10 protein-coding genes are annotated in these 12,740 nt (G+C 39.3%); 7 read left to right on the forward strand and 3 right to left on the reverse strand.

Annotated elements, in window-relative coordinates; genetic code table 11:
* Positions 1-150 precede the first annotated feature (150 nt).
* The 4 genes from xerD to thrC all read left to right on the forward strand — a co-directional run bounded on the left by xerD (position 151) and on the right by thrC (position 4,718).
* Positions 151-1,068: a site-specific tyrosine recombinase XerD gene (xerD, locus tag HUV91_RS11515; RefSeq protein ID WP_174493446.1), complete on the forward strand. Its 918-nt coding sequence runs from the start codon at positions 151-153 to the stop codon at positions 1,066-1,068.
* Positions 1,069-1,199: 131 nt separating this feature from the next.
* A complete protein-coding gene (locus HUV91_RS11520) occupies positions 1,200-2,009 on the forward strand; it encodes a DsbC family protein (protein WP_130074494.1) in 810 nt (269 codons plus the stop codon).
* A 128-nt stretch (positions 2,010-2,137) separates the two neighbouring features.
* Positions 2,138-3,442, forward strand: a complete 1,305-nt coding sequence (locus tag HUV91_RS11525; protein ID WP_107008526.1) for a homoserine dehydrogenase — start codon at positions 2,138-2,140, stop codon at positions 3,440-3,442.
* A 136-nt stretch (positions 3,443-3,578) separates the two neighbouring features.
* Positions 3,579-4,718 (forward strand): threonine synthase, encoded by a 1,140-nt coding sequence (gene thrC / locus HUV91_RS11530; protein ID WP_107008527.1) that lies wholly within the window; start codon positions 3,579-3,581, stop codon positions 4,716-4,718.
* Between the two features lie 117 nt (positions 4,719-4,835).
* Here thrC and HUV91_RS11535 read toward each other — a convergent pair whose 3' ends face one another.
* The gene (locus HUV91_RS11535) at positions 4,836-5,900 is read right to left on the reverse strand and encodes a D-alanyl-D-alanine endopeptidase (RefSeq protein ID WP_130074493.1); all 1,065 of its coding nucleotides are present in this window, start codon (positions 5,898-5,900) and stop codon (positions 4,836-4,838) included.
* Between the two features lie 231 nt (positions 5,901-6,131).
* Here HUV91_RS11535 and HUV91_RS11540 point away from each other — a divergent pair, with 231 nt between their 5' ends.
* From HUV91_RS11540 to HUV91_RS11550, 3 genes are read left to right on the forward strand one after another with little or no spacing between them, the layout of a single operon-like run.
* Entirely contained in the window at positions 6,132-6,767 is a 636-nt protein-coding gene (locus tag HUV91_RS11540; RefSeq protein WP_130074492.1) for a response regulator, read from the forward strand.
* A gap of 22 nt (positions 6,768-6,789) precedes the next feature.
* Positions 6,790-8,364, forward strand: coding sequence for a sensor histidine kinase (locus HUV91_RS11545; protein WP_174493642.1), 1,575 nt, complete (start codon positions 6,790-6,792; stop codon positions 8,362-8,364).
* A gap of 17 nt (positions 8,365-8,381) precedes the next feature.
* A complete protein-coding gene (locus tag HUV91_RS11550; RefSeq protein ID WP_174493447.1) occupies positions 8,382-9,791 on the forward strand; it encodes a sigma-54-dependent transcriptional regulator in 1,410 nt (469 codons plus the stop codon).
* 197 nt (positions 9,792-9,988) lie between these two features.
* Here the strand turns inward: HUV91_RS11550 and HUV91_RS11555 are convergent, their stop codons facing one another.
* Together HUV91_RS11555 and gpmI are read right to left on the reverse strand one after the other, a co-directional pair.
* Positions 9,989-11,164 carry a S41 family peptidase gene (locus HUV91_RS11555; RefSeq protein WP_130074490.1) on the reverse strand — a complete coding sequence of 392 codons (1,176 nt, stop codon included), beginning with the start codon at positions 11,162-11,164 and terminating at the stop codon, positions 9,989-9,991.
* 18 nt (positions 11,165-11,182) lie between these two features.
* Complete coding sequence (gene gpmI, locus HUV91_RS11560) at positions 11,183-12,730, reverse strand: 2,3-bisphosphoglycerate-independent phosphoglycerate mutase (protein WP_174493448.1); 1,548 nt, start codon at positions 12,728-12,730, stop codon at positions 11,183-11,185.
* Between the last annotated feature and the right edge of the window lie 10 nt (positions 12,731-12,740).

Here is a 12,740-nt window from a genome sequence, read left to right on the forward strand (position 1 = left end):
AGAAACGGTATTTATGTCGATTATACATACAAATGAGAATAATTACCAAGTAAGGTTTGATTACAATTCTCATTCTCTATCTAGGTTCGACTTCTGTATTTTTTTGGTCTACATTCCTCTTATCGCTTTTAAAAATCGTCGTTTTCCATAATGCTCAATAAAAAACCCCGCACTCCTACGGCTGTTACGATTCCTGAACACTTGAGCTTTTTAAATGGTTATAAAGACTATTTAATTGCCCAAACGGTTAGCCCACACACCCGTAATGCATATCTTTCTGACCTCATTCAATGTAGTGAATGCTCAACGCAATATTTACCCACATGGTCACATGATGATATTTCCGATGTGATGATTAACTTGACCAAACAAGGCAAAAGCCCCCGCTCTATTGCCCGTAGTCTTTCTGCTTTGCGTTCTTTTTACAAATTTTTACGTGAACAAAAAATCCGTCTAGACAATCCCATGGTGGCACATAAAACCCCAAAAATTGGACGTGCCCTGCCTAAAGATCTTTCGGAACAAGATGTCGATGCGCTGATTCAAGCCCCTGATTTAACAACCGCTTTAGGACTACGTGACCGTGCAATGCTAGAAGTACTATACGCTTGTGGTTTACGTGTCAGTGAACTACTGAATTTACGTTTAGATTTAATTAATTTAAAACAAGGCTATTTACGCATTGTAGGTAAAGGCAATAAAGAGCGTTTAGTGCCTTTAGGACAAATCGCTTGTGAATGGGTGGAAAAATATTTAAATGAAGCCCGCTCTCAACTTTATAAAAGTAGTACGGATTATTTATTTCTCACCCAACATGGCGGCATCATGAGTCGACAAAATTTTTGGTATGCGATTAAACGTTATGCCTTACAAGCCAATATTCAAACAGAACTGTCACCACATACACTTCGACACGCCTTTGCAACACACTTACTCAATCATGGGGCAGACCTGCGTGTCGTACAAATGTTACTTGGACATAGTGATTTATCGACCACACAAATTTATACCCATGTTGCTCAAGTCCGCATGCAACAGCTGCATGCACAACATCATCCACGGGCTTAATTCTAAATTTTATATATCGTCATTTTACAGCCCTTAATCAAGTTTTAACGTATGCCATTCATTTTTTTGCTATGCTTCTTCATTCAAAACCTATTTCTAAAAATCACGCTGAACAAACAAAAGAGTTATTTATGCAACTAAAACGTTCAAAATTAATGCTTGCTTGTATGCTTGCGAGTGGCCTTACACTCAGCGCTTGCTCTAAATCTCCTGATGCAAAAAAAGATGATACTTTGACAGCGACTGCACCTGCGACGGGCGAAGCATCAAATTTGACTGAACGTAATGCACAGCAACGCTTAATCCAAACGCTACAAGGACATTTAAAGAAAGCCAACATTAATGCCAAAATTTTAGATGTAAAACCCACTGAGATGCCTAATTTATATTGGGTGAGTCTAGAAGGTATGAGTTCAGTCTATGCCACAGGTGATGGTAAATATTTAATCCAAGGTGATGTGATCCGTTTGGGGGGTAAAGAACTCAGCAGTATTGGTGACTCATTACAAGCGGCGGAAAATAAAAAGTATTTAACACAATTAAAAACTGAAGACTTATTGGTCTACCCTGCTAAAGGCAAAACCAAACATGTGATCTATGTCTTTACCGATGCAAGCTGCCCATACTGCCATAAACTACATGAGCAAATTCCTGAAATTAATGCCAAAGGCATTGAAGTCCGTTATATCGCTTGGCCACGTGGTGAACAGTTTATGCCTGCGATGGAAAGTGTGTGGTGTAGTGCCAACCGCCAAGAAGCCTTTGACCAAGCCATTGCAGGCGTACAACTTCCACCTGCAAGCTGCCAAAATCCAGTTCGTGCACAATATGAACTTGGCTTAAAAATGGGCGTAAATGGCACACCTGCAATCTACAATGCTGAAGGTGAACATATCGGTGCATATATGACGGCTGATGATCTAGCTGCACGCCTTAAATAACCTATATTTATAAGTTAATTTACTATTTTTTATAGCAAAATATAAAGATGCGTCAGCCTCTAGAGTCTGACGCATTTTTTAGCTATGATCTAAGGCGAATAAAATTTTTATATATTTTGGAGTGTGACGTGAAACCAGTACGTCTGGCAATACTCGGTCTTGGAACCGTAGGTGGTGGTGCCCTTAAACTATTACAAGAAAACGCTGCTGAAATTAGACGTCGCACCGGTCGTGAAATTGAAATTACCTATGTGGGAACACGTCGCCCACGCCCAGATCTAAACTTACCTGCGAGCGTCAAACAAAGCTCGGATCTCCTTGATATCGTTCGTCAACCTGATGTTGATGTTGTTGTTGAAGTCATGGGTGGTATTCATCCTGCTTATGAAGTGATTATGGAAGCCATTAAACATGGTAAACAAGTGGTCACTGCCAATAAAGCCTTGCTTGCAGAACATGGTAATGAGCTCTTTAAAGCAGCCGATGACCATCATGTACAAATCGCGTATGAAGCTGCAGTTGCTGGCGGTATTCCAATCATCAAAGTGATTCGTGAAGGTTTGGCAGCCAACAAAATTGACTGGCTCGCAGGCATTATTAACGGTACAGGCAACTTCATTCTGACTGAAATGAGTGAAAAAGGTCGTGCGTTTGATGATGTACTGAAAGAAGCACAAGAGCTCGGTTATGCTGAAGCAGATCCAACATTTGATGTTGAAGGAATTGATGCTGCACATAAACTGACTATTCTTGCGTCTTGTGCCTTTGGTATTCCATTACAATTTGACAAAGTGTATACCGAAGGGATTACTAAAATCACAGCACAAGATGTCAAATATGCTGAAGAACTCGGTTATCGTATTAAACATTTAGGTATTGCTCGCCGTTCAGCAAAAGGCATTGAACTGCGTGTTCACCCAACCTTAATTCCTGAAGAAGAATTGATTGCCAATGTAAATGGTGTGAAAAATGCAGTCTTGGTACAAGCCAATGCTGTTGGTCCAACACTGTACTACGGTGCAGGTGCAGGTGCGGGTCCTACTGCGTCTGCTGTCATTGCTGACGTGGTTGATATTGTTCGTGACATTATTTATACAGAAGATGGCGCAGGAACGATTCCACAACTGGCATTTGAGGCACTTTCAGACCTACCAATTTTAGAAAGTGACGAAATGACAACGGGTTACTATATCCGTATCAATGCTGAAGACCAAACAGGCGTACTTGCTGATGTTACGACCATTCTCAGCCGTGCAGGGATCAGTATTGATGCCATCATGCAGCAACCGCGCTTAAAAGATTTGATTCCTATTGTGATTTTAACTGATCCAGTCGTTGAATCAAAAATGAACGAAGCTTTATCTCAAATTCAAGCTTTACCTGTGATTCATGGCGAAATCGTACGAATTCGTTTAGAATTGCTTGATAACTAATCGGGTTTAAATTTTCCTAAACTCCTCTTATTTATGCTAAGGGGAGTGATTACGCGAATAAATTCATTGGAAATGCGTAATTTAGGAAAGTTAACAAATATCTCTATTTGCTCTACATAACACTTGGAACACCCTCATGTCTAATGCAAATCGCTATACAGGACTTGTTGATCGCTATCGTGACCGCTTACCAGTATCTAAAACTACACGTGCTATCTCTTTAAATGAAGGGAATACTCCACTCATTAAATTAGACAATATCCCACGTCTTATTGGTAAAAATGTTGAAATTTATGTGAAGTATGAGGGCTTAAACCCGACTGGTTCATTTAAAGACCGTGGTATGACCATGGCTGTAACAAAAGCTGTAGAAGAAGGCTCTAAAGCAATCATCTGTGCATCTACAGGTAATACCTCTGCTGCTGCTGCCGCTTATGCTGCACGTGCAGGCATCAAAGCGTTTGTTTTAATCCCAGAAGGCAAAATTGCGATGGGTAAAATGGCGCAATCCATGATGTATGGTGCTGTGACTTTACAAATTCATGGTAACTTCGATGATGGTATGCGTCTTGTTAAAGAAGTTGCAGACCAAGCACCTGTAACAATTGTAAACTCAATCAACCCTTACCGTTTACAAGGTCAAAAAACTATTGCTTACGAAATCGTAGAAGCTTTGGGTCGTGCACCTGATTATCACTGCTTGCCAGTTGGTAACGCAGGGAACATCACTGCACACTGGATGGGTTATACCGAAGCAGTTGCTGATCAGCCAGCAGAAGAGTTTGAGCAAGTGGTTTATGACGCTGAAACTGACAAATTTACAGGTCCAAACCCAGAAGGTCGCCCAATCATGGTTGGTTACCAAGCATCTGGCGCTGCACCATTCTTACGTGGTGGTCCTGTAGAAAACCCTGAAACTGTTGCTACTGCAATCCGTATTGGTAATCCACAAAGCTTTAACCATGCTAAAGCAGTCGTTCGTGATTCAAATGGTTGGTTTGATGAATTAACAGATGCTGAAATTTTAGAAGCACAACGTTTACTTTCTATGTATGAAGGTGTATTCGTTGAACCTGCTTCTGCTGCATCTATCGGTGGTGCGATCCGTGACATTAAAGCAGGTAAAATTGCTGAAGGTTCTGTGATCGTATGTACTGTAACAGGTAACGGCTTAAAAGACCCTGATACAGCCATCAAACAATGTGCTGATGCAGTCATGTTATCTATTGATGCTGAACTGAATCAAGTTCGTGATTCTATTCTTTCAAATATGTAAAATTTGAATAGATCATAAAAAAACCTGCCAAGTGCAGGTTTTTTATGATCTGAAAATTAATGCTATTCGCTCATAATAAAAAGCTCCATTTAGTAGGAGCCTTTTCATATCTCATGATTAGATACGTTTTGGTAAATTACTCACCCAATTTAATAAATTGGTTGCATCATTCGTACGGGATTGCGAAGTGCTTGCACCCAACAAGACCACAACAGCAGGACGATTATTTACAGTCGTATGCATCACAACGCAACGCCCTGCTTCATTAATATAACCTGTTTTTGAAATATTAATGTTCCAACCACCATTACGCACCATTGCATTGGTATTGTTAGATTTTAAAATACGATAACCAAGATTAAAGTCATAATGTGCTGTAGTAGAGAATTGACGAATCAAACCGTATTGTGAAGCTGCACTCACCAAAATACCCAAATCACGAGCAGATGAAACATTACGAGGGTCTAAACCTGTAGACTCTGTATAATGCGTTGAATGCATGCCCAATTGACGAGCTTTTGCATTCATTGCTGCAATAAATGCAGAACGACCACCAGGATAAGTCCGCGCTAAAGCTGCTGCTGCTGGATTTTCAGATTTCATCAAGGCAACCAGTAACATTTCTGCACGGTTCATGGTATCGCCAACTTTTAAAGTTGAACTTGAATTTTTACCACCTGCTCCAGCAAAGTCGATGGATTGCAACATAATGTCTTCTGACATATTTAAATGTGCATCTGCTGTCACCACTGCGGTCATTAACTTAGTAATAGAAGCAATCGGCAATGCAGCATTGGTATTTTTACTATATAACACTTCGCCTGTATTGGCATCCATAACCAGTGCTGCACGCGCACTGACCGAAGGTTGGTTTAGATAGCGATTGGTATCACTGATTTGTACAGTTTGTGGTACAGGTGCAGCCGTAGGTGAACCATATGATTTTGTTGCGGGTGCAGATAAAAAGGTCACAGAACCAGCAGGTGATGGCTCATCACCATCTTCGCTGATGGAGACATCACCATTGAGTAACTGACTTGCATCATCAGCTGACCAGCTCATTGCAGCACGTTGCGTTCCCCCCGAAGAATTCATTACAAGCTCTGCAAAACTGGCTGAACTCAAACTGAGTAGCACTGCTGCAGACAGGGCATGCATTAACGTTTTTTTTGACTTTATCACGGTAACTTACTCATTCAGGGAGGTTTTTTGCACTATTGCTAATTACCTCAATTATGACTTACATTTATACTCAAACATGACTAATATTGAATAATCAAATTAGCTACACCATTGTGCATAAAAGCTTAAGAAAGATTAGGAATAGCATTGCTAATTTTGTTATGACATTGCAAGTACTTTTTGCTTTGTGTAACAAAAAAGTTGCTTTTTTGAAAGTATAAGGAGGTCTTAGTGATCACGGTTTTAGTGGTAGACGACCATGAATTAGTACGTACAGGTATCTGCCGTATGCTTGAAGACCAAGCAGATATTCAAGTGATTGGTCAGGCTGAATCTGGTGAAGAAGCCATTGCTATCGTCAGACAGCAGCATCCGAATGTGGTTTTATTAGATGTTAACATGCCTGGTATTGGTGGTGTTGAAACAACGCGTCGTTTATTACAAACAGCACCCGAAACCAAAGTTCTTGCTGTAAGTGGCTTAGCTGAAGAACCCTATCCTTCTTTATTGTTAAAAGCAGGCGCGCGTGGCTATATCACCAAAGGTGCACCAATCTCTGAAATGGTACGTGCCATCAATAAAGTCATGCAAGGCGGTAAATATTTTAGTGCCGATATTGCTGAGCAATTGGCGAGTTCGTATTTATCCGACAATCAAAGCTCACCTTTCGATGCCTTATCTGAACGTGAAATGCAGGTGGCAATGATGGTTGTCAACTGTATCAGTGCGCAAGAAATTTCAGATAAACTTTTTGTCAGTGTCAAAACTGTGAATACTTATCGTTATCGTATTTTTGAAAAATTAGGTATTGATAGTGATGTTAAGCTCACACATTTAGCAATACGCTATGGTTTAATCAAACCATAAATTTGGTATAAAAATGAATACGATGTGGCCTGCGGTATCCAATTCACTTCAACAAACTATTTATCGGTTAGGCACATTATATTCAGTTTATAGATTTACTTTATCTTTTTGTTTAATCATTATTTTTTTGTTCACATCTGAACATAATGGAATCAACTACCTACATAGTAAATTGTATTTTGATAGCTTAATTATTTTTGGCTTTCTGAGTTTTCTACAATTACTCTCTCTGAAATTTTTTACTCGATATATATCTGAGCAGCTTTTTGCAATTTTTCTCGTCGATATTATATTTTTAAGTACGCTGACTTTTTCTTTAGGTGGCCCTAGTCTTTCAATCAGTTTGTTATTTGTCATCATGGTTTTTTCAGCCAATTTTTTATTGAAAAAAAATGAAGCACTGATTGTGACACTTGTTTCTGTTATTGCTGTTATTTATCAACAGTTTGTTGGCTCATTATTTGATGTATCTAACCTGAATAATATTAGCAATAGTGCACTGTTAGCTTTTCTATTCTTTCTCGTCTATGGTATTGGGCAAGTCTCGATTCAGCGCTTTAGAGTATTAGAAACTATTAACTCATTGCAGTCTTTAGAATTATTAAAACTGCAAAATATTAACCGTTATATTTTAGAACAAATTGAACTCGGCTATTTGGTTTTAGACGAAAATTATCGCATTGTGGTTTGTAATCCTGCGGCATGTTCATTATTAGGCATCGCCCCATTATATGCTTATGCAAATGAACAGTATTCATTGGTCAAGTTTCAAAAAGAGCTATTTGATCTACTACAGATCAAAACTTTGGAAGAAGGACAACGTTTCCAATTTCAATCGAATCAAAGTCATTATACCGTGGATATTCGAGTGCAAAAACTCATTGTGCCATATCAAGCATTAACGCTGTTGACCTTAGAAGATTCACAAAAAATAAATCAAAAAGTGCAACAACTCAAATTGGCTTCTCTTGGACAACTCTCTGCAAGTATTGCCCATGAAATTCGTAATCCCTTAGCCGCGATTGCCCAAGCCAATGAATTAAGTTTAGATGCAGATCTTGAGCAACGCCAAATGCTGAATGCAATGATTGAACGACAAAGTCAACGTATTAACCAAATTATTCAACAAACCTTAGATATGGCAAAAAATAAAAAAACCATAATGTCCGATATTCAACTTAACATTTTTTTTAAAGATTTATTCATCAATGACTTAGCAGATGTAAAAAATCAAATTGCGTTAAGCCTGCCGCAAAATTATATGATTCAGTTTGATGAATCACAGTTAAGACAAGTTTTGATTAACCTCGTTCGTAATGCGATACGACATAATGCCCATGATGCTGATTTTATCCAAATTCTAGTACATGCTGAGGCTCAACATCTGTATATTGATGTGATAGACTTCGGTGAAGGGATTGCAAGACAGAATCTTGCACAATTGTTTCAACCCTTTTTTACGACTGAAATCAATGGCACAGGACTTGGCTTATACTTATCGCAGAGTATTTGTGAAGCAAACCAAGCCAAGTTGATGTATATAGAGCAAAAACAAAAAGGGGCATGTTTCCGAATAGAGTGCCCATTGAAAATTTAATTTAGGTTATTGGGGATATGACCACACGACAACCATTAGTTCTACTTGTGGATGATGAGCACGATTTATGTGTACTCATGCAAATGACATTAGCGCGCATGGGCATCAAAACCCATATTGCACATCATCTACAGCAAGCCAAATTGTTCTTTAGTGAGCACAACTACAATGCCTGTATTACCGATTTAAACCTACCTGATGGAAGTGGTTTAGAGTTGGTTAAGCACGTGACACAGCATTATCCAAAAGTACCCATTGCGGTACTCACAGCCTATGGCAATATGGAAATTGCAATCGCCTCACTCAAAGCAGGTGCATTTGATTTCGTGAATAAACCGATTAATCAACAGCATTTACACCAACTGCTCACCAAAGCCTTGCACGTGCCTTTAATCGATTATAGTGAGGAAAATTTGCAACTAGAGCATCAACTTCTCATTGGCGAATCTAAGCCCATGTTAAAGTTGAAGGAAACCCTTAAAAAAGTCGCTCGCTCACAAGCCCCTGTTTTTATTTCAGGTGAATCAGGCACAGGCAAAGAAGTCGTTGCAAATTTGATTCATAAACTGAGTAATCGCAGTGATAGCCCATTTGTGGTCATTAACTGTGGTGCTATTTCTGAAGAACTCATCGACCGAGAACTTTTCGGCTACGTCAGTCATAGTTTTACAGGAGCGACCCAAGATAAACAGGGGTTAATTCAATCGGCTAATGGGGGGTGTCTATTTTTAGATGAAATTGCGGAACTATCCTTAAATACACAGACCAAACTATTACGCGCCTTACAAGAAAAGAAAATTCGTCCACTAGGCAGCGAACAAGAAATCGATGTAGATTTTCGCATCATCAGCGCAACCAATCAAAATCTTGAAGAACGCGTGCAACAAGGTAAATTTAGACAAGATCTATTTTTCCGTATCCATGTCATGGACTTACACTTAGCTCCCCTGCGTGAAAGGGGCAAAGATATTCTCATTTTAGCAGAACATTTTATACACAATATCTGTTTGGAATGGGATATTGCCAATAAAGAACTGTCTGAAGATGGCAAACGCTTTTTACAATCGCAACCCTTTTTAGGCAATGTTCGTGAACTACGCAATATGATTGAACGTGCAATTACCTTAAGTGATGGGCACCTGATCTGTATTGAGCATTTGCAATATTCACAGAAACGTAATTTTAATGTGGAAAAATCAGATACGGGCATCAGTTATGAAAACTCAACAAATTCACAAGAAGCATCTGGGAAGATCCCCACTGAAGGCTTAGAACAATACTTAGAAAAAGTGGAAAAAGAAGTGTTATTAAATGCTTTAAATCAAACCCATTGGAACAGAACCTTAGCCGCCAAAAAACTCGGTATGACATTCCGCTCTTTGCGCTATCGCTTGAAAAAGTTTGGCTTAGACAGTGATGATGATTAATCTTAATATCTGAGATTAATCATCTATCAGACTTACATTGTGATCGTGGGTTAAACATCCACAGCACCCTCAGATTAGACTGAGCGTAAAGAGATTTGCACTCAGGCTAACTCAAAATTTTATAAGTTTTTGACATATAGGCTGTGCACACTGAACATAAAGATTGAATTGTTTTTAGTTTCTGTAGCCTATTTCCATCAATCACGATGTTTCAACAAAAGTTCAGAGACATTATTTAAATATGTATCTTCTTTCATTTCTAAATGCCAAGGATACTCTTGATTTGGTGTGATCCCTAAGCCATCAATTTTCGTGTCCTTAGGCGTGAAATAATGTGATACCGTCATTTGTAAGGCTGCACCATTCGGTAATGGAAAAAGCTTTTGTACCACCCCTTTACCATAACTTTTCTCACCCATCACCCACGCACGTTGATGGTCTTTCATCGCAGCAGTAAATACTTCTGCTGCCGATGCTGAGCGATTATTAATTAAAATCCCCATTTTAAGTTGGGTAAACTCATTGCCGGGTAAAGCTTGAAATTGTTGATTACCTTCGGAACGGCTTTTGGTTGAAACAATCGTTCCTTGATTTAAAAATAAATCTGCTGTTTCAACAGCAGATGATAATAATCCACCTGGATTATTACGTAGGTCAATCAATACCGCTTTAATCCGTGCTGCGCTATATTCTTCTAAGAGACGCTTGATTTCATTTGCGGTATCTTGCTGAAATACTTTAACTTTTAAAACCAAGACTTGATTGTGTAATAACACAGGCTCAATATCTGCAATTTCTAGTTTCTTATTGCGTAATAACGTAATCGCAGGGCTTTTCGGGTTGAGTTGTAATTGAAAACTCGAACCAATTGAGCCATGTAACAAGTCTTCAACTTGTTCTGCATTTAAATTTTTTAGCTCTTGATTATCAATTTTAAAAACAGTGAAGCCTTCTTTTAAGCCTTGTTTTGCTGCGTCTGAATTTTCTTTTAACTGGCTGATTTGCCACTGATGCATATGTGTATCAAAAACCAGTTTAAAATCCACTGTTGCCAAATCTGCTTCAGTATATTGCATCAACTGCTTATAGTCTTCTGGACTTAAATAACGTGAATAGCGATCTAACCCACTCACCAAGCCTTTAATTGCTTGTAAAAATAAAAAATCATCAGGTTTTTCTTGTACATAATTGTCTTTGACAATGCCATAAATTTGCACAAATTGTTCAATAGACTCTATGGGGACTTCGGCTGTACTTTGCTCCATTTCATCATCAAAATCGAGCACTGCGGATTGCTCCGCAGCCCAAACAGAATGGCTTCCACTGGCAATTAACCCTGTTAAAACAGCAATGTATTTCCAAGCTTGAGCCATTCACTCACCTTTTTGGTTTTATGGATTTAGCGTAATTAAATTACGTCCCTGCATTTCTTTAGGTACAGGAATATTCATGAGATTCAACAATGTTGGAGCAACATCTGCCAACACACCACCTTCTGCAATTGTAGCTGAAGTTGGGCCAACATAGATAAATGGAACTAATTCAGTGGTATGTTGAGTATGAACCTGACCACTGACATAGTCTTGCATTTGTTCTACATTACCATGATCGGCAGTAATAATCATATGCCCATGTTTTGCCATCACTGCTTCATACAAACGCCCTAAACTTGTATCTACAGCCTCTACTGCTTTTACAGCGGCATCGAATACACCTGTATGACCGACCATATCACCATTGGCATAGTTCACCACCAATAAGTCATATTCACCTGAATTAATCGCAGCAACCAATTGTTCTGTAACCTCAGGCGCACTCATTTCTGGCTGTAAGTCATAGGTTGCAACTTTTGGTGATGGAATCAAAATACGCTTTTCACCTGGATATTCATCTTCACGACCACCACTAAAGAAGAATGTTACATGTGCATATTTTTCAGTTTCAGCAATACGTAATTGGGTTTTTCCCAATGAAGATAAGTATTCACCAATTGAATTTTTAAGTTCTTCAGGCATATACGCAACAGGTGCATCAATCGTTGCCTGATAGCGTGTCAACATGACAAATTTAGACAGATTTGGTACAACTTTACGTTCAAAACCTGCAAAGTCTTTTTCAACAAAGGCTTTGGTGATTTCACGTGCACGGTCAGCACGGAAATTCATAAACACAATGCTGTCACCATCTGAAACTTTGGCAATTTCACCAATGCGAGTCGCTTTCACAAATTCATCATTTTCATTGGCTGCATACGCTTGTTCCAAGCCTTCAACCGCAGAGTCAACAACACGAAGCGCTTCGCCTTCGGTCATTAAACGGTAAGCTTGTTCAACTCGCTCCCAACGGTTGTCACGATCCATGGCAAAATAACGACCAATCATGGTGGCAATACGACCTTGATTTGGATATTGTGCAAATAAAGCATCCAGTTTTTCCAATGAAGGCTGTGCACTACGTGGCGGTGTATCACGTCCATCAAGGAAGGCATGTAAATACACTTTAGCACCACGTTTCAATGCTAACTCGCACATTGCCACGATATGATCTTCATGTGAATGCACACCACCTTGTGACAATAAACCCATGATGTGCACTGCCCCATTCGCTGCTTTGGCTTTTTCTACAGCATCGACAAGAACTTCATGCTCAAAAAAAGCACCATCACGAATATCTTTGGTAATACGGGTAAAGTCTTGATACAACACACGACCTGCACCCAAGTTCATGTGACCGACTTCAGAGTTACCCATTTGACCATCAGGTAGACCGACATCTTCACCAGAGCCTGAAATTAAACTATGCGGATGCTTGTCTTGCATCATGGTTAGATTTGGCGTTTTTGCTGCTAAAAACGCATTATCTTCGACCGCTTCACGATGACCCACACCGTCCATGATCACAAGAACGTGAGGGATTTTGCCAGCAGTTGCATCCGTCATGATTTACACT

Origin of the sequence: Acinetobacter sp. Marseille-Q1623, from assembly GCF_902809895.1 — a bacterium.
GTDB classification, from domain to species: domain Bacteria; phylum Pseudomonadota; class Gammaproteobacteria; order Pseudomonadales; family Moraxellaceae; genus Acinetobacter; species Acinetobacter piscicola_A.